The organism is Helicobacter sp. 11-8110 (assembly GCF_003288905.1).
In the GTDB taxonomy this organism is placed as follows: domain Bacteria; phylum Campylobacterota; class Campylobacteria; order Campylobacterales; family Helicobacteraceae; genus Helicobacter_D; species Helicobacter_D colisuis.
Map to the genome: position 1 here is coordinate 1 of NZ_NHYL01000010.1, position 20,403 is coordinate 20,403.

Here is a 20,403-nt window from a genome sequence, read left to right on the forward strand (position 1 = left end):
CCCCCGCACAGGAATAGAATGTTTTAGATTTTCTTTGGGATTTAAAGAGGAATGGGGGTTAATTGTATGGTTTAAAGATTCTTTAGTGTTAAAGTTCTCTTTTGAAATTCCTTTTCTTTGTTTATCGTATTCTATTAAAGCTAAACCTAGTTTATAGGCTAAATGGTTTTGTATTCTTGTCTTTAGCTGAATGGGGATTAAACATTGTGTTGGAAGTACAATACATTAGGGATTCCTTTGAATTTTAATGTGGAATTATAGCAGAAAAAAAAGGGGGGGGGGGTAAAATTATCCAGCCCAAGTGATTCTTAAAGACCGCTAAAATCCCCAAACTCCAATGCTTTGCCCCGATACAAATCACGACTTGCACACTTACCTATGACTTGCTTTAAATATTTTGGTGCGATTCCAAATCCGGGGCGGATAGAACGCACAGATTTTTCGGTTATCCTCTCGCCTTTTTTAATGTTTTCCACCACATACAAGGATCGCATAAACGCCCTGCCTTCTTTGGATTTTTGACTTAGCGCATAAGTTGGAATCCCAAGCAGCTCCTCTACCTCGCGCACCGCCTTTACCATCTGTGCAAACTCGCTAGGCTCAAGACTAAAGGCACTATCCACGCCACCGAGTTCGCGACTTAGTATAAAATGTTTTTCAATCACTTTTGCGCCAAGCGTTGCAGCAGCAATCGGTGCGGTAATTCCTAAAGTATGATCCGATAGCCCAACTTCCACTCCAAAATCCTGCTTTAACTTTGGAATCAGACTAAGATTCGCGCTATTAAGCGGCGCGGGATAAGAGCTTGTGCATTGCAAAAGCGTAATATCTGTATTGCCCACTTGTTTGCATGCCTCAATAGCTTCAGCAATCTCCTCTTTGGTTGCGATTCCCTTTGATAGAATCATCGGCTTACCCAAACGCGCCATATAGGAGATTAGCTCCAAATCCACAATCTCAAAAGACGCTACCTTATAAATAGGATTCCCTAAACTCTCCAAAAAATCCACACCCTCCTTGCTAAAGGGGGTAGAAAAGCATACAAGCCCAAGACTATGCGCATAATCAAAAAGTTCCTTATGCCACTCCCAAGGCGTCATCGCCTCTTGATAAAGCGCGTAAAAATTCTTCCCATTCCATAATGTCCCCTTAATCCTAAAATCCTCCAAATCGCAATCTATACTCATACAATCTGGCGTATAAGTCTGCAATTTTATTGCATCTGCACCACTTTCTTTGGCAGCCTTTATGGTTTTTAGAGCAATCTCTTTGTTTTGATTATGATTTGCAGAAAGCTCTGCAACTAACAATACTTTATTTTTTTGCATTTAATTTTCCATTTAAAAATTTTTGTTAAGATTATAACTAAAAATACACAATTAAGACTGCAAAATGAAAAAATCTATTTTTAATATTCTTTGTCTTTTGTTGCTTTGTGGCTGCGATGAAATCGCCCAAAAGGGTTCGCAAACATTACAAGAAACATTGGAGAATTCTGGATTAAAAGACACCTTAATTAACAAAAGTGAAAAACTAAATGATTTCAACAATCAAGCAAAAGATTTTCTCCAAAAACAAAGTGAGATTCTCCAAAGAGAAATAGAAAAAGCTTTGGAGGATAATAAAACAAAAGAACTCTTAGAAGAACAAATAAAAAGCCTCAATAATCTACTAGAAAGTAAATCTAAAAACAAAACCCAAGATCAGAAATCCAATACGCCTAATGAAAAAGAGTTCTCACCTTTTAATACTACAGAAGAAATTTTTAGATTATAACTACATATCTTCTTCTTTGAGCATTGCACGAGATTCTTCACGCACTCTATCCATACCAATGTAAAATTCTTTCATCATTGATAAAAAAAGATATTTACCCTGTGTTGTTGGATAATAATCTCCATCTTTTTTATAAATATTACCTGTTAATTTTAAAAATGCTAACTCTTTAAACAAATCCCACTCTAAATTTGCATTATATTTTTGCTTAAAATCTTTAGCACTAGCTTTGCCACCAAAAAGCTCTACCATTAAGCGATATTGCAATTGCGCCTTTTTAGAATATTTTCTCTCTCTTGCAACTCCCATATTACCACTATTAATTTTATGTGCATACTCTTTGAGCGAAAAAGTATTCACATATAAAGTGCCATTTAAAAAACTAAAAGAACCTGAACCAATCCCTACATACTCGTCATTATTCACCACATATTCATCAAAAATTGCACTGCCTTTGTGTGAAAAAGCCCAACTTGATAAAGGAGAAAAATCCTCTTTTAAGGTTTCTAGAATCTGCCAATAAAGCTGTGCTTCATTCTTTAAACTAACTTCTCCAATAGAACGCTTTAAAATGCTTTTAACCGATGGAGAAGACATCAAAGGATAAAGTGTAACTTGTTCAGGTTTTAACTCTTTAATAATCTCTAGATCTTTTGCCAACATTTCTTTAGTTTGATTAGGAAAATTAAAAATCAAATCTACATTTAAAATAGGCAACACTCCAATAGCTTTTTGTAGCTTTTTTATCACTTCTTTGCCACTACCAAACTTCTCATAACGCCCAACTTTTCTTAAGATTCCATCATCAAAACTCTGCACCCCAACAGAAAGTCTATCAATGCGACCCCTAAACATTTCCAACTCTTCTAAATGAAGATGGTTAGGATCTGACTCACATGACACTTCCTTAATTCCAAAGAGACTCTTAGCTAAATCCAAAGTTTCGCACAATTCTTTTGGCATAATTGAAGTTGTCCCACCACCTACATAAATAGCATTAAAATCATATCCCAAATCTTTAACCATCAACATTTCTTTGCGCAATAATTCAAAATAAGCTTTCGCCTTGTCCTCTTGAAATAAAAAGCGATTAAAAGAACAATAAGTGCAAAGTGTCATACAAAAGGGAATATGAATATATAATAAATAAGACTTTTCTTTTGCTTTAGTAGAGTTTGGTGGAGGCAATTGTGTAAGACTGGAAGGTTTTAAAGTAAGGTATTTATTGGTTGCATAACGCATAATAGAATTAACAATTTTGGTAGAAAAATTTTGATGCGTCATTACTATTTGCCTACTTTAGAATTAAAAGAATAAAATTGTAGAAAAAATTATTTAAAGCTAGAATTAATTATAAAATCTAAATCTCCAGCGCCCCAAAAGGCACCAAAGATTAAGCCATAATGTCTAATTTAGAACTTGATTGGCTTGAGGCAACTGGAGCAGATTGCGCAGGAGCTTGAGAAGTTTGCATTGATGTTTGCGCACCTTGCATTCCATTGATAATAGAACTCATCAAAGCCTCCTCTGTATCCATTGCTTTTTTGAGTACATTTAAGTTTCCACTTACTGCTACTGAACCACTATCGATACCTGAGATCATAACAGACTCCTTTCTGTTTTGTAAATTCTTTTTAGTCCTTTAAAAAAGAATTTCAAAATTTTATATCGGTCTTTTTTATAAAATCTTAAATTATAAAATTTTTATTCTTTTTAATATCCTAATATTTTAAGTCTTTTAAAGGAATTTATATTATTTTAACTTAAATCAAATTAAAATTCGGATTATAATAGAATCCAAAAAAACATTCACTTAAATTTAAGGAATATCTTGTGAAAAAATTTTTTAAATACCTTGGAATTTTCATTGCCATCATTGCTCTTGCTGTTATTGGGATTGCAATGTGGCTCTTTTCTGAAAGCGGAAATGAGTTTCTTAAAAACAAAATCACTCAAATAGCCAATGAAAAAGCTCCTATTGGGGTTGAATTTACTTATTTTAAGCTTGATTCTAACTCTTATGCCTTTGGAATCACCGATAAACAAAAATCACAGATCGCCATTAGCGGAAAATATTCTCTTTTAACCCTTAACACACAGGCTCAAGTCAATGCGGTTATCAAAAACTTAAGTCCTTATGAAAAACTCATTGGAATGAAGCTAAATGGGGGCGCAAGTCTTAATGGTAATATCATTAAAGATTCAGGTGATCTTGGCATCAAAGCAGATATTACTGCCTTTGAAAGCGCGATACACGCTGATATAACACTACAAGACTTCAATCCAAAAAGATTGTTTATCTCCAGTAAAGAAGGCATTAATATCGCCTCCCTTCTATATTTTCTAAATCAACCAAACTATGCTAATGGAAAGATTCTGTTTAATGCTGATTTGGATATTTCCAATCTCACTGCTCCAAAAGGCGGATTCAAAATCGCCTCCAATGCAATCTTGCCTAACACTACTCTTTTGGCAAAAAACTATAGCATCATCCTACCCAAAGATCCTATCAAGCTTGCTATTAATGGCGAGGCTAAGGGAGAAAACATTCTAGCAACGATTCTAGCAAACTCTAGTTATTTAAATCTTAATTCCAATAATCTTGCTTTAAATCTCAAGGATTACTCAAGCAATGGGGATTTAAAGCTCACTTTGCAAAACATCATCGCAAGTGACTTTTCTCTAAAAAAACCAATCAATGCCAATCTAAATTTAAAATCCACTCAAATTGCCAATCAAGAAGCTAATTTGGCTCTAAATATTGTTACAAATCCAATCTTAGCCAAGCTATCGATCCCAAACTATAAACCCAAAAACCTCACGCTTAATGCCAAGAATCTTAATTTAAAAGAAATTTTAGAATTTGCTTCTTTGCCTTATGATGCCAAGGGCACACTTGATCTTGATGCCAAGGTAAATGAAATTAATCTTACAAACCTTAGTTACAAACTCACCGCAAATCTTAATAGCAATATCCAATCTATTGTTTTTAACAAACTTAACCTTGCAAACAACAACACTTTAAATGCTGATATTAAGGGCGATTCTAAGACACTAGAGATTCTTGCTAATAGTGATTTGTTCGATTCTAAACTCAAAGCCAATACGCTTCTAAAAAATTACACGCTTGAAACTATTTCACTAGACTTACAAAACCTGAACCTCCAAAAACTTGCCAAGCTTTTCCAATACAATGCTAATGGCTTTTTAAGCGCAAAAATTGATCTTAAAAATTTCAAAGATTCTAATTTTGATGGCAATTTTAATCTACAATCTCAAAACATCACTATTGCCAAAAATACCCTTAATACCCTTAGTGGAATGAACTTCAAAAAAGACATTAGCCTTTCGCTTGATGGTGATGGCAAATTTAGCAATGGTGCTGGACAAGCTGAACTTAAAGCCAACGGAAAGGACATTAACTTAGAAATCACCAATGCAAAAATCAACCTTAAAGACAATACTTATAGCACTGACTTTTTTATCAATACCCAAAATATTGCCAATATCAATCCCACTGCTATGGAATTGCAAGGTGCATTAACACTCAAAGGCAAGGCAACCCTAAAAAATAATATTCCAACTCTCTATCTACAAAACCAAGATTTTGGAGATCTTACTATAGATCTTGCTAATGAGAAACTAAAACTCATTGGCGACAATCTTGATGTCAAAAAAATTGCTAATTTTACTGGCAATGGAAAAATTATCAAAGGCGGAATCATCAACACAAATGCAGACCTAACTTTCAAAGGAATGGATGCTCCAACAATTATTAAGAATCTCAATGGAGCATTCTTGTTAAGTGGTCACGACATTGAAATTTATAGCATTGACATCGATGCTCTTGCAAAAAACTTTGAAAAAAGCAATCAAATTAGTCTTTTAGATATTGGCGCTTTTGTGCTTGCAGGACCTATTGGAATTGCAACTACCAAAGGAAGTAATATAGGAATGCTTGGACTAAATACGCTTTTGGACACCAAAACAGCAATCAAGCAATTAGAAATGCAACTTGACATTCAAAAAGGGATTGCCTATGCTAAAGATGTCGCTTTTGCTACAGGTAAAACAAGAATTGCCGCTATTGGAGCTATCAATCTTAACAATAATGCCTTTGAAAACTTCTCCATTGGCATTTTGGATTCACAAAATTGCGCAAAATATTCTCAAGCTATCAAGGGCACTCTCACAGATCCCAAAATACAAGTTACTAGCACCACCATTTCTACTGCAGTAAATCTAGCAACTTCATTATTTGATAGATTCAAAAAAGGAGCGCAAACAATTACTAACACTCAAGAGAAATGCAAGCCCTTTTATAATGGCGTTGTCAAGCAACCATAACAAACTAAGATTCTCACAAGAATCTTAAATTTTAAAGTTTAAATAATTTGGGAGTATTAATGAAACTCATTTCATGGAATGTCAATGGGCTTAGAGCCTGTATGAATAAGGGCTTTATGGATTTTTTTGAAGCAGTTAATGCTGATGTATTTTGTATCCAAGAATCTAAAATGCAACGCGAACAATCTACTTTTGATTTTCCCAATTACGAAGAATATTGGAATAGCGCCGAAAAAAAGGGGTATTCTGGAGTGGCAATTTTTAGCAAAACCAAACCCTTAAGTGTCGCGTATGATATGGGTATAGCACACCACGACAAAGAAGGGCGTATTATTTGTGCAGAATATAAGGATTTTTATCTTGTCAATGTCTATACGCCAAACTCTAAACGCGAACTAGAGAGATTGTCATATCGTATGGAATGGGAAGATGATTTTCGCGCCTATCTCAAAAATCTCGAGAAAACAAAACCTGTGATTGTGTGCGGAGATCTCAATGTCGCTCACCAAGAAATTGATCTCAAAAATCCAAAAACAAACCGCAGAAATGCCGGTTTTACTGATGAAGAGCGTAAAAAAATGACGCAGCTTCTAGATTCTGGATTCACTGATACATTTAGGCATTTTTATCCCACACTAGAGGGAGCGTATAGCTGGTGGAGTTATATGGGCAAAGCGCGAGAGAATAACACAGGGTGGCGGATTGATTATTTTCTCTGCTCTAAGGCTTTAGATTCAAAACTCTTAGATGCTAAGATTTATCCTGAAGTTTTTGGTAGCGATCATTGCCCTGTAGGCTTAGAAATCAATGCACAATAAAATTGATTTTGACAATCAAACTGATTTTAAAATCAGCGATGATCTGCTTTTATTTTTAGAAAAGATTTTTGATAAGATTCTATTAGACCTAGACCTCAAAGATAAACAATGCGAATTGCTTTTGGTAGATAATCCAACCATTCAAAACCTAAATAAAACTCACCGCAATAAAGACAAACCCACTGATGTGCTATCATTCCCTTTGGAATCAGATTTTTCTCCTTTACTTGGAAGCATAGTTATTTCACTTGATTTTATTAAACAAAATAGCGAAAAATACCATCACACACCCAATGATGAAATGGCACTCTTGTTTATTCATGGAGTCTTACATTTGCTTGGCTTTGATCACGAAAAAGATATGGGGGAACAAAGATGCAAAGAAGAAGAATTAATTACTTTTTTTAATCTACCACAAAGCCTCATTGTTCGGAATCAAGAATGCTAGGAAAAACCCATTTAGCTTTTGGGCTTGGTGTTGCTTCTTGTGGAATCTATGCGATTAATTTTCTGGGGAAACCGCAACTTTTATCTTCTCAAGATTTAATTCTTTTTTATAGTGCTATTAGCATTGGTGCGTTATTGCCCGATATTGATGAGCCCCAATCTCTCATAGGTAGAAAAACCCTTGGAATCTCAAATCTTATTAAATTTTTCTTTGGGCATCGCGGATTCACACATAGCCTTTTGTTTGTCGTTTTACTAGCCATAGCATTAGGAGCTTTAATTTATTTTAAGATTCTATCTTTGATTTTAGCAATAGGCTTGGTTTTAGGTTGTATTTTACACCTAATAGGCGATATGATGACGCCTAGTGGAGTGCCATTGCTAATGCCTTTTAGCCTCAAAAACTATCACATTTTGCCTAGAATTTTGCGGTTTAAAACAGGTGGAATCTTTGATTATTTAATCGGACTTATTAGTGCAGGTGCTTTTATTTATTGCAATACTAAGCCATTGCAAAAATATTTTTTGATATAATCCAAATCATTCAAAAATCTTAGGATAGTTAATGCTAAACCAACTCAAAACCATAGAATCAAAGCGCCTATATACTGCATTTTTTATGCTAATTGCAGTTGTTTTAATTATTTTTTTTCACAATCCTTTCTTGCTTTGGAGTGTTTTGGGGATTGCCTATATAGTTGCTTTTTATGAGGCTTACAAACTCTATAACAAAGAAGCTCCCAAGTGGTTTTTTTTATTGTTTTGTATTTTAATTTGGATTAGCATCTTTTTTTCTCCCTCCTTAAATGGACTCTTTGTTGCTCTGGTTTTTCTAGCATCCTATCAAGCCTACACCAAAAAGGGTAAAATTGAACAAATAATGCCCTTTATCTACCCCACTATTCCCTTTATTTTACTTTATCTTCTTTATTTAGAATACACCATTAATGCCATTATTTGGCTAATCTTTATTGTCGCCCTAACAGACAGCTTTGCTTATTTTGGCGGAAAACTCCTTGGTGGAAAACTTTTTAGCAATAGTGCTTTTTGTATCACTTCTCCTAATAAAACCAAAGAAGGGGTTTTGATTGGAGTGAGTTGTGCAGTTATTGTTGGCACATTTGTGGGACTTGGCGTTTGTGAATTTTTCACTTCTTTTGTCTTTAGTTTTTGTGCTAGTGTTGCAAGCGTTTTTGGCGATCTTTATGAAAGCTACCTAAAAAGAAAAGCAGAAGTCAAAGATAGTGGCAGTATTTTTCCAGGACATGGTGGAATGCTAGATAGGCTCGATGGATATTTCTTTGGCGCAATCATTCTTTATGCACTTCTTGGAATCATTCAAAGGTAATTTACAATGATTGTTTTAGGTTCAACAGGTTCTATTGGAATTAGCACCCTAGCTATCGCCAAACGCTTTTTGCTAGAAATTGAAACACTAAGCGCAGGTAAAAATATCTCCCTTCTTAATGAGCAAATTCTTGAATTTAATCCCAAAAATGTAGTTATTGCAGACAAACAAGATATTCCTAAAATCACCAAAAAATTTAGTGGAAAAATCTATTATGGCAAAAATGGTATCTTAGAATCCATTTCTGCTTCCAAAAGTAATTTAGTGATTAATGCTCTTGTTGGCTTCTTGGGTTTAGAGCCTACGCTGCATTCTCTTAAAGAAGGCAAAAGGGTTGCTTTAGCCAATAAGGAAAGTCTTGTTGTTGGAGGAGATTTCATTGATACTTCCAAAATCATTCCCATTGATAGCGAACATTTTAGTCTTGCCTATCTTATGAATTTCAATCCTGCAATCCGCCCATTTAAAAATCTTTATATCACTGCAAGTGGGGGTGCCTTTAGAGATACTCCCCTAGAAGAAATCCCCTTGCAAAATGCTGCTAATGCGCTCAAGCACCCCAATTGGAGAATGGGCAAAAAAATCACTATTGATTCAGCAACTATGGTTAATAAGCTCTTTGAGATTCTAGAAGCACATTGGCTTTTTAAAACTCAAAATATTGATGCTTATATTGAGCGAAACTCTCAGATTCATGCCTTAGTAGAGTTTTGGGATGGAAGTGTGGTAGCACATTTTGCCAATGCCAATATGCAACTCCCTATTGCTTATGCCATTGCCCATGGGCTTAATTTAAAAGAGGATTTTTTACAATCTTTTTCTAATTCTCCCCTTATCCCAAGCATTAGCTTAACAAATCAAAACTACACCCTAGAGCCCATTTGCACCAAACGCTATCCTTTATGGAATCTTAGAAAATCTCTCTTAGAAAATCCTAAACTAGGCGTTATTTTAAACGCAGCCAATGAAGTTGCAGTTGAATCTTTTTTGTCCCACGCTATTCCTTTTGGAAAAATTACAATCATCATTCAAAAAACCCTAGATCATTTTCACAGCACACTACCAAACTCTCTTGATGAAATCTTTGCATTAGACACTGAAGTGCGAAAATTTACCCAAAGCACTTTTAATCTCTAGTGCTACTTTACTTATTGTATTAATTATACTATTATCTTTTAATAATTTTTATTATTAGGAGTTTTAAATGATTAAAAATTTCAAAAAAATCTTAGCAGTCTGTGCTAGCACTTGTTTGCTCGGAACTTTTATTAATGCTCAAGAAACCCATTTATGATGCAGATAAAATTGCAGAAATTTTCTATAAACTAAATGGCGACCCAAATGATAGCAAAGCAAGAGTGAATCATAAAAAAGGATTTTGTGCAAATGCTACTTTTATTGCCGATAAGAACTTCAGCCTTTCTAATATGGATATTCCGCTTTTCAATCAAGCAAATATTCCCGTGCAAGTTCGCTATTCTCTAGGTGGCGTTATACAAGATGACAGAAGCAAACAAAGAGGTATGGCTCTTAAATTTATGGGAAAAGATGATTCTTGGACTATGGTAATGCTTAATACTGAAATTAACTTTGCTAGGACCCCAAAAGAATTTGGACAATTCTTTGAAATGAAAATTCCAAATTTTATGGACCAAAAAACTATTGATGAGCTCAATAAAAATGTAAATTCTTATAAAAACTTTAGTGCATATTTAGATAAAATTGATATTTCAAGCCTAGAACATACTCCTTTTTATAGCATTCACACTTTTTGGTTTAAAGAAAAAGGGAAAAACGAAACTATTCCTGCTAGATGGAAATTTATCCCCAAAGATGGAATTAGCTATTTAAGTCAAAGTGAGCTTAAGAGTGCTTCTAAAGATTTTCTAAAAGAAGGTTTCATAGCTTACACAAAAAATAAATCTGTTGAATATGAAATGTATCTTGAATTTCCAAATAAAGGGGATGCAGTTGATGATACAACCGCTTTATGGACAGGAGATCACAAGACTTTATTAGTAGGAACACTCAAAGCTGAAAAATACGATGGTGAAGCGTGCAATCAAGATGTTTATTTCCCATCAGAACTACCAAGCGGAGTAGAAGCACCTAAAGATCCTATTTTCGATCTTAGAACACCTACCTATGCAATCACTTTTGGAAAGAGACAATAGACATTACCTACTATAATCCACTTAAATCTTAAGTGGATTACTCCACCCTACAGCCATTTTTTCTTTTTAAAATAGAGAAGTGGTAAAATAGTTGAAATAATCATCACCGCTAATACAATTGGATAAGAATAAGTCCATTCTAACTCAGGCATATGCTTAAAGTTCATTCCATAGATTGTTGCAATGAGTGTTGGAGGCATCATAGCCACCGTTACCACCGTAAAAATTTTAATAATTTTGTTTTGTTCTATATTAATTTGACTTGCAAAAAGTGTTTGGATATTATCTAAAATATTCATATTAACATTAGTAAATTCCACCAATGAATTAATATCTTTCAAAACAATCCCCAAATCCTTTTTCACTTCACTATCAGCTTTATTAGTCCTAAGCAATGCTGTAATTGCAAGTCTTTTGTCAAACAAGCTATCTCGCAAACTCAAATGCATTTCCTGCAAAATAGAAAGCTTCTCTAAAATCTCATCACCAAGCTGCTTATCAAAAACAACCATACGCCTTAACAACCTTGTTTCTTTAGCAATTCCCTCAAGCATATCCGCATCTTTTTCTACGCGCAATTCAAAAATTTTTGAAATCAAATCAAATCCATCTTCAAAATTCTTTGGACTTGCTAAAACACGCTGCTGTATTTCATCAAAAACTTTAAATTCGCTATAGCGCACAGTAAAGAGAATATTATGCGTAATAAGAAAAGTAATAGTTTCATTATGAAATATTTTCTCTTCATTGGGGCGCGTTAGAAAGTAAGTGTTAATCGTAACGGTTTCACTATCTTCCCAATACCTTGCTGATTCTTCAATTTCTTCTCTTTCTTCCTTAGTAGGTATATCCAAAAGATAGGTTTTAGAAATATAAGCAATCTCTTCAACATTAGGATGCAAGAGGTCAATCCATAAAATATCCGCACCAATTTCAATATTTCTTACAGATGCAACGGTCTCTCGAACAACCATACCATTGCGTTTAGTAAAAAGATTCAGCATCCAAACCCCTTTAAGTGAAACTTTAATAATCCTTTTTCTCTAAGACCTCAAAAGCCGGTAAAACCACACCCTCTAACAACTCTAAACTAGCTCCTCCGCCCGTGGAAGTGAAACTCATACTATCTTTATTTCCTGCTTTATCAACAGCATCTGCCGTATCTCCACCACCAATCACGCTATAAGCATAAGTGTCGGCAATAGTGTGTGCGATACTAAAAGTTCCTCTTGAAAACTTTTGCTGTTCATAAACTCCTAAAGGTCCATTCCAAATAATGGTCTCACTTACCCGAATCACTTCATTAAAGAGTTTTACCGTGGCAGGTCCAATATCTACTGCCATTAACCCATCTGGAATATCTTGAGCAGGAGTAATCTTTATCTCTTTAGGTTCTTTTACATTGTCTGTTGCCACAACATCTACAGGCAAATAAACTTTAACACCTTTTTCTTTTGCGCTTCTTAAAATATCTTTTGCATCTTCTAATAAATCATTTTCCACTAGAGAGCTTTTAGTGTCATAACCAATTGCCTTTAAAAAAGTGTTACTCATCGCACCACCGATAATAATTTTATCAACTACTTCCAAGATGGATTTTAAAAGTGTTAATTTTGAAGAAACCTTAGATCCTCCAACAATCAACAATAAAGGGCGCAATGGATTAGACAAAGCCACTGCAAAAGAATCAATTTCTTTTTTAAGCAACAATCCCGCCACTTTTTCTTTTGTATATTCCGCGATTCCATAGGTTGAGGAATGTTTTCTATGCGATGTTCCAAAAGCATCATTCACATACACATCGCATAAATTAGCTAGTTTTTGAGAAAGTGCTGGATCATTTTTCTCCTCACCCTCATAAAAGCGAATATTTTCTAATAGCACGATACTTCCATCAACTAAAGTATTTAAGGCTACTTGTGCATTTTCTAAACTCTCTACAAAAACAACATCTTTAGCAAGTAATCTCTCTAGTCTTTTTAAAACATGCTTTAGTGAAAACTCATCACTTTTGCCTTTTGGTCTGCCAAGGTGGCTTACAAGAATGATAGATTTTGCACCATTATCGATACAATAATTGATAGTTGGAATCGCTTCCCTAATCCTTGAATCATCGCTAATATTCAATTCATCATCCATAGGCACATTAAAATCCACACGAATCAAAACGCGCTTATTTTTAATATCAACCTCACGAATACTCTTTACACTTTGCATTAATTGGATATTTTTGCTCATATTTCAATCCTTTTTTGTTTTAATAATGCTAACAAAAAATGACTTAATCTTTAATGTAATTAATATCCTTTAAACACTTTGTGGCAAAAGAATCTCAAAACCTTTCTTGTTTTCTGCTAATAGCTCAATGCTACCTTCATGTGCTTGGATAATCTGCAAAGACAAAGCAAGTCCCAAACCATTCCCCTTAAGTTTAGTGCTTTTAAAAGGCTCAAAAAGGATTTGTGGATTCTCTATGGGTTTGCCATTATCAAAAATCCTAAATACTACTCCCTTATCTGTTTTTTGGTAACTTATCTCCACTGCACCTTCTTCTTCACCCTCTTCAATGGCATCAATGGCGTTAAAAAGGAAATTTTGCAAAACAATGCACAACAAATCAAAATCTGCTTCAAATGATTCTCCGCTAAAATCAAAAGCAAAATGAATATTTTTAGAATAAGTATAGTAACTCAAAGATTCTTCCAATTCATCTTGTAATTTTTGGGGATCAATTTTGCTTTTTTGGATATGCACCCCTTTTGAAAAAAGCAAAGTTGCTTTAATAATTCGCTCCACTCTCCAAATTGATTTTTTAATTTCCAAAACCAAAGTTTTATTTTTTATATCCACTCGTTTTAAAAGTGTAGAAGCAAGTAGCGCTACAGAGCCAACTGGATTGCGAATTTCGTGTGCTAGATGCGCAGAAATCTGACCCATAGATGCTAGTCTTTCACGACGCTTTTCACTTGTAATATCGGTAGCAGAAATAATGATTTTATTTAACTTTTGATTAGTCTGAACCAAATAAACTTTTGAATCTAGCTCAATTTCCTGACGCTTGGTCTTTTGCAAATCAAAAGCTTCCAAAAGCTCTGGAATCTCCGATGCAAGGCTATTTTGATAAAAAATCTCGCCCCCCTGCTCCAAAACCCAAACGGCTGTTGGTAAAATATCAAGCACTTCTTCAAAAAGTGCCTTAAGCTCGATAAATTCTTTTTCAACTTCGTAAGTTTGAGTAATAAGCTCTTTTAAGCCTTTGGCAAATGATTCCTTATCGCTACTACTAAGCGATTCAAGTAAATTTTGATCAATCACTTGTTTCCTTGTTTGCTTTGTAAATCTTTTAGATAATCAAAAAGTAAATCACTAAAACCAAAACTCCCACTTAAACTTTCTGATAAAGTATCACGATACATTGATTCATAAATATCATGTCCTGGGGCTTTTGGATATAACGAATCATCCATTTTCAAAGCCGTATCAAGCATATTTTTTATAATCAATGCTTCAAAGGCATCAGTTTGCTCTCTTAAACGCGTGTCATCATCAGTCTTTTGAATAGTCGGAGCCTGCTTTGCTGCATCTAAAATATCCTTAGAATATGTGTTTAAGTGATTAAAATTAATTTCCATAATTCTTCCTTTTAAATAATCTCTAAATCTGCGTTAAAAGCACCTGCTTTCTTCATTGTTTCAATAATGGCAATCATATCTTTTGGAGTAGCACCCATTCTTTGCAATGCCCTTGTAACACTTGAAATTGTTGGATTATTGGGGCTTGTAACCATTGCTTGCTGCGGACTAAAGACTGCTCCTGAACCCATATCCACCGCTTCTGGATCATTAGCCGCTTCATTGGAAACTTTGATGGTAATATTATTGTGTGTTACTACCACTGGAGAAACTTCAACCCCCATTCCTGCAATAACCGTCCCTGTTTTTTCATTAATAATAATCTTATCTTCTCTAACATAATCCACATCAATATCTTGCACGCGCGCTAGAAACTCTACCATACTCAAATTTTCTGGTCTTTGGAGTTTGATAGTTCGAGGATCAATTGCTATAGCAATAGGTTTATTATTAGGACTAGCACCAAAAGTTTCGTTGATTTTAGTTTGAATCCGCATAGCATTTTGGAAATTAGCTTCTTTTAAGCTCAAAGTTGCATTAACTTTGCTATACAAATCATACGTAACTTCTCTCTCAACAATCCCTCCATTTGGCATTGTTGCTGCAAGAGAGTGGTTAGCGCTTCCTCCTCTTTCATTTTTTCCACCAATCCCCACTGCTCCTTGTGCTACTGCATAGATTCTACCATCTAATCCGCTTAATGGAGTTAAAAGCAAAGTTCCTCCCTCAAGCGATTTGGCATCCCCAATGCTAGAAACTAAAATATCAATCGTATCTCCCTGTCTAGCAAAGGGGGGCAATTTGGCTGTTACCATTACTGCTGCGACATTTTTAGATTGTATATCATTAGGATCGATTTTAACATTCACGCTCTCTAGCATATTTGAAATAGACTGCATCGTAAAAGTGGAAGTTGTCTTATCTCCGCTTCCATTTAATCCAACTACCAAACCATAACCAATAAGCTGATTATCTCTCACTCCAACAATATTCACCAAATCACTCACTTTGGCAGCAAAAACTGGGGTAACCAAAAAAAGACTAAAAAGAAGAGGTATTATTTTTTTCATAGCTGCTATATCCTTATTTTCGCTAAAGTTTAAAAACCAAAAAAGCAAAAAATATTCCAAAAATATTTTTTGATTTCAATATTATTTTAATCATTTTTTGATAGAATTTCAACTTTAAATCATACTACATTTTTCGGAGTATAGCGCAGCCTGGCTAGCGCACACCCTTGGGGTGGGTGAGGTCGTGGGTTCAAATCCCGCTACTCCGACCATTGTTTCTCTTTAATAAGTCAATCAATATTTTAAATCATTCAACCACTTAAAATTTGATTCAAAACTTAAATATTACTAAAATTAAAAAACTAAGTATAATCTAAAAGGTTTTTTGGATAGAATCCTATTTATAAGAACTATTTTTATTTTCTTAAATAAATTAAAATTTTAGGAATTTTATGAAAGATTACTCAAAAATTATCACAAAGCTAATAAAATTTTTACAAACAGAAGTGCAAAAAAGAGGATTCCAATCCGTTGTCTTTGGGCTAAGCGGAGGGATTGATTCTGCAGTTGTTGCTGTTTTGTGCAAAAAAGCTTTTGGATCAAATATTCAAGGACTTTTAATGCCCTCTTTGCAATCCTCCAAAAGTAGTCTTGAAGATGCACTAGAACTCTGCAAAGCCTTTGATATTTCTTACTCCATTCTTCCTTTAGAAAAACCCCAACAAGGCTTTTTAGAGACTTTAGAAGGGCTTGAAAATAATCCAGCTAGAATTGGGAATCTATGTGCTAGAATCCGAATGATTTATTTATACGACTATGCCTTTGCAAACAATGCTTTAGTTATTGGGACAAGTAATAAAAGCGAAATTTTGCTTGGATATGGGACAATTTTTGGTGATTTAGCTTGTGCAATTAATCCCATTGGAAATCTCTATAAAACAGAAATTTTTGAAATTGCCAAACTTCTAAATCTCCCCCAAAATATCCAAACCAAAGCACCTAGCGCGGATTTATATGAAGGGCAAAGCGATGAAAAAGAGCTTGGATTTTCTTATTTAATTTTAGATAAAATTATGCAACTCTTAGAGCAAGGATGCTCTAAACAAGAAATTTTAAATCAAAACCTACCACAAAAGGCAATTGATATGGTTATTCAAAGAATAAAAACAATGGAATTTAAAAGAAAGATTCCAGAAATTGCACCTTTATAAAAGGATTATAAATGCTTAAGTTTCCCTATTTTATCCCCGATATTACAGAAAATGAGAAAAAACTTATCAATCATGTGCTTGAAAATCCAAGCCACAATATCACTCAAGATTTAGAAGAAGCTTTCAAAAGCTACACTGGAATCAAATATGCAATTTCTGCAAATAGTGGAACTGCAGCATTCCATCTCTGTCTTTTTGCTATGGATATTAAGCGCGGAGACAAGATTCTTTGTTCTGTAAATTGCCACCCAAGCTTCCCAGAAATCATTCGCCATTTTGATGCTGAACCCATTTTTATAGACATTATGGAAGATACTTTTGAAATCTCTTATGAAAAATGCAAAGAGGCGTTAGAGAAAAACAATCTCAAAAAAACTCGCGCAATTATTGTAAGCCACATTGCAGGACAATTTTGCAATACAGAGCCCTTTTATGAACTTGCTAGGCATTACAATCTTAAAATTATTGAAGATGCGACTATGGCACTTGGATTAACTCACAATGGTATTAAAATAGGAAATCAAAAAAGTTTTGCCACTATTTTTAGTATTGTTCTTGATTCTTCTAGTCCTGTAGCACAAGCTGGAATCCTTGCCACACACGATGAAAAACTAGCTAATGAAGCCACTTTATTGCGCTATCATGGAATTGTAAGTGAAAAAATTACAAGTGTGCGCCCACAATATCTCTATGATGTCGTGGGAATTGGCAATAAATACAATTTAAGCTACCTAGATGCCGCTCTCTGCCTTAGCCAACTAAATAGAATGGATTATATTATCAAAAGGCGCAAAGAAATCGCTTCTCATTATATGCAAAACTTAGCAGATACACCGCATATTTCTATGCCTGTAGTTAAAAATGAGCATATCTTTTTTCACTTTATCATCAAAATTGACAAGAATCGCGATCACTTTGCTAAAGAGCTAAAAGAAAGTGGTATTGAAACTGCTTTGCATTTTGTGCCCTCACATCTTTTAACCTATTATAAAAGCAAATACAAATTCAAAATTAGTGATTTTCCCATCGCTCTTAAAAATTACCAACAAATCTTAAGTTTGCCTATTTATAGTGCAATGAAAAAAGAAGATATTGATTATATTTGCAAAGAAATTTCAAGACTTGCAACTCACAGGGTATAATATGAGAACTTTAGAGAAATACTTTTTTGCACCAAGTTTGCTACAAAAAATTTTGGCTTTCTGCTTATTGCCTATTAGCTGGATTTATTGTCTCATCGCAACACTAAAGCGAAAAATGTCTATTCAGCAAGACTTTCAAATTCCCATTATTAGTGTTGGCAATCTCATCTTAGGCGGAAGTGGTAAAAGTCCTTTTGTTGCTGAAATTGCAAAAGACTATGATCAAAGCTGCATTATTCTAAGAGGTTATGGGCGCAAAAGCAAGGGATTAAAAATCATTAGTCAAAATGGAAATATTCTTGAAACTCCAGAAGTTGCCGGCGATGAAGCAATTATGCTTGCCAAATTACTCCCCAATGCCTTAGTAATTGTTAGCAAAAATCGCACAGAAGCTATCCTAAGAGCTAAAGAAATGGGGGCAAAAGTTATCTTTTTAGATGATGGATTCCGTTTTAATTTCAAAAAACTCAATATTTTATTAAAGCCAAAATTAGAGCCTTATTTTAGCTTTTGCATTCCAAGTGGCGGCTATCGTGAATCCAAAAGAGCCTATAAGGAAGCTGATATTATCGCCAAAGAAGGGCAAGATTACACTAGAAAGGTGGAACTCCTCTACCCAACACAAAGAATGCTTTTGCTGACAGCTATTGCAAATCCATCTAGGCTTGATTCATACTTGCCTAATGTAGTTGGAAAAATTATTCTCAAAGATCATTCTTATTTTGATAAGACAAAGATTTTAGAATCTTATGCCAATCTCAATGCTACTTCACTGCTTGTTACTCAAAAAGATGCGGTTAAATTAGAAGATTTTGGGTTGCCTCTTTCCATTCTTCATCTTGAATTGCATATTGCGCCCAATATTAAAGAAAAAATACAAAAATATGTGCAAAGCTATTTACAATAAATAGCTTTGATCCATAACCTAACAATTTTAAGTTAAAACATATTGAATAGGAATTTGAATAATCACATCATTTTTAGGTGTTGGAAAATCTCGCCCAGCGCTTAGAATTGTCTTAATCGCAGATCGATCTAAAAGCGAGTGCTTAGAAGGCTGAATCACTTTCACATTACCTAATTCTCCATTTTTAAAAAGCTTAAACTCTACCATCACAATCCCTGCCATTCTTAGCATTCTTGCTTTTCTTGGATATTGAAGATTCTTGTCAATTGCTTGTTTTATAGAGAGCAAAAAGGGATCATTCACTTTTCCAAATGTCAAAGTAGATGGAGCTTGAGTTTGAGCATTAGAAACACTAGGGGTAGCAGGTGGTTGCGTGTGTGTTGCTTGATCTAAAATAGGCTTTGGTTGTGGTAATGGTTTTGTATTTTGAACATTTTTTTCTTTAATAGGTTTTGCTTTTTGAATCGGTTTTGGTTTTTCCATTACTTTAGGTTTTTGGGGAGTTTTGATTTCTTCTTGTATAGGCGGTGGAGCACTCTTTTGCACTGCAGGATTTTGTGCAAAATGCATAAGAGAAATTGCCATAGTTTGAGTTTGTAAGCCAATATCCTTTGGGACAAGATAAGATGAACCATAAAAAAGACTTAAAAAAATTACGGCATAAATCCCACTTGCAACCAAAAATGACTGCAAAGTGCTATTGTTTGGCTTGTGTTGCAATGCTAAAGTTTTCATGTGCTTTTCCTTTTAAAATATCAATAATTTGAATGAAAGTTTCAAATTTTGCATCCTTATCACTACGCAATTCTACTAGTGTCTTAGAATCAAGCTTTTCTAACTCCACTTTTAAATTCTCTAGCGCTATTACTTTTTCATCCAAATAAATTTGATTGTCCTTATCTACTAGAATTTGCACCTTTTTTTCATCTTTTTGTTGCTCTTGATTAGTGCTTTGTGGAAGCTCGATTTGTATTTTACCTTGCGCGATAAAAGTTGAAACACTTAGCACAATGGCTAATAGAACCAGCATAATATCGATAAAAGGAATGATATTAAGCGATTCATTTTTAGGAATCTTGACCATAAGTTGCCTTTGTTTTATACAGGTTGCTTAAAAGAGTAATCTTTCGATACAAAGCATTATAAGCAATCAAAGTTGGAATCGCCACTGCAAGACCTAAAGCTGTCGCTTTTAGCGCAAGGGATAAACCTGTCATAATCTCTTTAGTATCAATGCTGCCACTTAACCCCATATCATAAAAAGTAATCATAATCCCAATCACCGTTCCCAAAAGCCCAACATAAGGTGCATTAGAATAAATAATATAAAGAGTAGTGAGATTCTTAGTAATCGAATCATCAAGAGATTCTTGCGTTTTATAATCACTAAACTTAATTTTAGAGAAAAATATCACTCGCTCTATCGTAAGCCACAAAGCTATAAAGCCCATAATTCCAAGGATTCCAAAGATAATATAATCAATTGTTTCTTTGAGGATTTCCATTGTTTTCCTTTGATATTGAAAATAATTATCAAAATTGTATCATAAACAAATTAATCTTTTTTTAAATGCAAAAATGATTCACTCTG

General features: G+C 34.3%; 22 protein-coding genes and 1 tRNA gene. 12 read left to right on the forward strand and 11 right to left on the reverse strand.

Annotated features, from left to right (window positions below; translation table 11 throughout):
• Nucleotides 1–308: 308 nt before the first annotated feature.
• Nucleotides 309–1,328: a pseudaminic acid synthase gene (gene pseI / locus CCY98_RS07370; protein WP_112057913.1), complete on the reverse strand. Its 1,020-nt coding sequence runs from the start codon at nucleotides 1,326–1,328 to the stop codon at nucleotides 309–311.
• A 64-nt stretch (nucleotides 1,329–1,392) separates the two neighbouring features.
• On the opposite strand from pseI, the gene CCY98_RS07375 reads away from it, so the two are divergent.
• The gene (locus CCY98_RS07375; protein WP_112057914.1) at nucleotides 1,393–1,776 is read left to right on the forward strand and encodes a hypothetical protein; all 384 of its coding nucleotides are present in this window, start codon (nucleotides 1,393–1,395) and stop codon (nucleotides 1,774–1,776) included.
• On the opposite strand, the gene CCY98_RS07380 is transcribed toward CCY98_RS07375, so the two are convergent.
• Nucleotides 1,777–3,060 (reverse strand): coproporphyrinogen III oxidase family protein, encoded by a 1,284-nt coding sequence (locus CCY98_RS07380; protein WP_112057915.1) that lies wholly within the window; start codon nucleotides 3,058–3,060, stop codon nucleotides 1,777–1,779.
• Between the two features lie 109 nt (nucleotides 3,061–3,169).
• A complete protein-coding gene (locus CCY98_RS07385) occupies nucleotides 3,170–3,379 on the reverse strand; it encodes a hypothetical protein (protein WP_112057916.1) in 210 nt (69 codons plus the stop codon).
• 230 nt (nucleotides 3,380–3,609) lie between these two features.
• Between CCY98_RS07385 and CCY98_RS07390 the strand changes: the two genes are divergently transcribed.
• From CCY98_RS07390 to CCY98_RS07420, 7 genes are all read left to right on the forward strand, one after another.
• Nucleotides 3,610–6,123, forward strand: coding sequence for a hypothetical protein (locus CCY98_RS07390; RefSeq protein ID WP_258439810.1), 2,514 nt, complete (start codon nucleotides 3,610–3,612; stop codon nucleotides 6,121–6,123).
• A gap of 59 nt (nucleotides 6,124–6,182) precedes the next feature.
• On the forward strand, nucleotides 6,183–6,941 hold the full coding sequence (locus tag CCY98_RS07395) for an exodeoxyribonuclease III (protein ID WP_112057917.1): 759 nt from the start codon (nucleotides 6,183–6,185) through the stop codon (nucleotides 6,939–6,941).
• A complete protein-coding gene (gene ybeY, locus CCY98_RS07400; RefSeq protein ID WP_112057918.1) occupies nucleotides 6,931–7,389 on the forward strand; it encodes an rRNA maturation RNase YbeY in 459 nt (152 codons plus the stop codon). The genes CCY98_RS07395 and ybeY overlap by 11 nt, the downstream gene beginning before the upstream one ends.
• A complete protein-coding gene (locus CCY98_RS07405) occupies nucleotides 7,383–7,922 on the forward strand; it encodes a metal-dependent hydrolase (protein ID WP_112057919.1) in 540 nt (179 codons plus the stop codon). The genes ybeY and CCY98_RS07405 overlap by 7 nt, the downstream gene beginning before the upstream one ends.
• Nucleotides 7,923–7,953: 31 nt before the next feature.
• Nucleotides 7,954–8,736 (forward strand): phosphatidate cytidylyltransferase, encoded by a 783-nt coding sequence (locus CCY98_RS07410; protein ID WP_112057920.1) that lies wholly within the window; start codon nucleotides 7,954–7,956, stop codon nucleotides 8,734–8,736.
• A gap of 6 nt (nucleotides 8,737–8,742) precedes the next feature.
• Nucleotides 8,743–9,873 carry a 1-deoxy-D-xylulose-5-phosphate reductoisomerase gene (gene dxr, locus CCY98_RS07415; protein ID WP_112057921.1) on the forward strand — a complete coding sequence of 377 codons (1,131 nt, stop codon included), beginning with the start codon at nucleotides 8,743–8,745 and terminating at the stop codon, nucleotides 9,871–9,873.
• A gap of 134 nt (nucleotides 9,874–10,007) precedes the next feature.
• On the forward strand, nucleotides 10,008–10,910 hold the full coding sequence (locus tag CCY98_RS07420) for a catalase (RefSeq protein WP_258439833.1): 903 nt from the start codon (nucleotides 10,008–10,010) through the stop codon (nucleotides 10,908–10,910).
• Nucleotides 10,911–10,957: 47 nt separating this feature from the next.
• Here CCY98_RS07420 and corA read toward each other — a convergent pair whose 3' ends face one another.
• From corA to CCY98_RS07445, 5 genes are all read right to left on the reverse strand, one after another.
• Complete coding sequence (corA, locus tag CCY98_RS07425; protein WP_112057922.1) at nucleotides 10,958–11,914, reverse strand: magnesium/cobalt transporter CorA; 957 nt, start codon at nucleotides 11,912–11,914, stop codon at nucleotides 10,958–10,960.
• 22 nt (nucleotides 11,915–11,936) lie between these two features.
• A complete protein-coding gene (locus CCY98_RS07430) occupies nucleotides 11,937–13,148 on the reverse strand; it encodes a phosphoglycerate kinase (RefSeq protein ID WP_112057923.1) in 1,212 nt (403 codons plus the stop codon).
• A gap of 69 nt (nucleotides 13,149–13,217) precedes the next feature.
• Complete coding sequence (locus tag CCY98_RS07435) at nucleotides 13,218–14,225, reverse strand: ATP-binding protein (protein ID WP_112057924.1); 1,008 nt, start codon at nucleotides 14,223–14,225, stop codon at nucleotides 13,218–13,220.
• Nucleotides 14,222–14,542, reverse strand: coding sequence for a rod-binding protein (locus tag CCY98_RS07440; protein ID WP_112057925.1), 321 nt, complete (start codon nucleotides 14,540–14,542; stop codon nucleotides 14,222–14,224). The genes CCY98_RS07435 and CCY98_RS07440 overlap by 4 nt, the downstream gene beginning before the upstream one ends.
• Nucleotides 14,543–14,553: 11 nt before the next feature.
• On the reverse strand, nucleotides 14,554–15,612 hold the full coding sequence (locus tag CCY98_RS07445; protein WP_112057926.1) for a flagellar basal body P-ring protein FlgI: 1,059 nt from the start codon (nucleotides 15,610–15,612) through the stop codon (nucleotides 14,554–14,556).
• Nucleotides 15,613–15,746: 134 nt separating this feature from the next.
• On the opposite strand from CCY98_RS07445, the gene CCY98_RS07450 reads away from it, so the two are divergent.
• The 4 genes from CCY98_RS07450 (at nucleotide 15,747) to CCY98_RS07465 (ending at nucleotide 18,812) form a co-directional block, all read left to right on the forward strand.
• Nucleotides 15,747–15,824, forward strand: a tRNA-Pro gene (locus CCY98_RS07450).
• A gap of 180 nt (nucleotides 15,825–16,004) precedes the next feature.
• Complete coding sequence (locus tag CCY98_RS07455) at nucleotides 16,005–16,763, forward strand: NAD+ synthase (RefSeq protein WP_112057927.1); 759 nt, start codon at nucleotides 16,005–16,007, stop codon at nucleotides 16,761–16,763.
• An 11-nt stretch (nucleotides 16,764–16,774) separates the two neighbouring features.
• The gene (locus CCY98_RS07460; protein ID WP_112057928.1) at nucleotides 16,775–17,905 is read left to right on the forward strand and encodes an aminotransferase class I/II-fold pyridoxal phosphate-dependent enzyme; all 1,131 of its coding nucleotides are present in this window, start codon (nucleotides 16,775–16,777) and stop codon (nucleotides 17,903–17,905) included.
• A gap of 1 nt (nucleotide 17,906) precedes the next feature.
• Nucleotides 17,907–18,812 (forward strand): tetraacyldisaccharide 4'-kinase, encoded by a 906-nt coding sequence (locus CCY98_RS07465; RefSeq protein WP_112057929.1) that lies wholly within the window; start codon nucleotides 17,907–17,909, stop codon nucleotides 18,810–18,812.
• A 27-nt stretch (nucleotides 18,813–18,839) separates the two neighbouring features.
• On the opposite strand, the gene CCY98_RS07470 is transcribed toward CCY98_RS07465, so the two are convergent.
• From CCY98_RS07470 to exbB, 3 genes are read right to left on the reverse strand one after another with little or no spacing between them, the layout of a single operon-like run.
• Entirely contained in the window at nucleotides 18,840–19,547 is a 708-nt protein-coding gene (locus tag CCY98_RS07470) for an energy transducer TonB (protein ID WP_112057930.1), read from the reverse strand.
• On the reverse strand, nucleotides 19,510–19,896 hold the full coding sequence (gene exbD, locus CCY98_RS07475) for a TonB system transport protein ExbD (RefSeq protein ID WP_112057931.1): 387 nt from the start codon (nucleotides 19,894–19,896) through the stop codon (nucleotides 19,510–19,512). Before exbD ends, CCY98_RS07470 begins: the two co-directional genes overlap by 38 nt.
• Nucleotides 19,880–20,317: a TonB-system energizer ExbB gene (gene exbB, locus CCY98_RS07480; RefSeq protein ID WP_112057932.1), complete on the reverse strand. Its 438-nt coding sequence runs from the start codon at nucleotides 20,315–20,317 to the stop codon at nucleotides 19,880–19,882. Before exbB ends, exbD begins: the two co-directional genes overlap by 17 nt.
• Nucleotides 20,318–20,403: the final 86 nt, after the last annotated feature.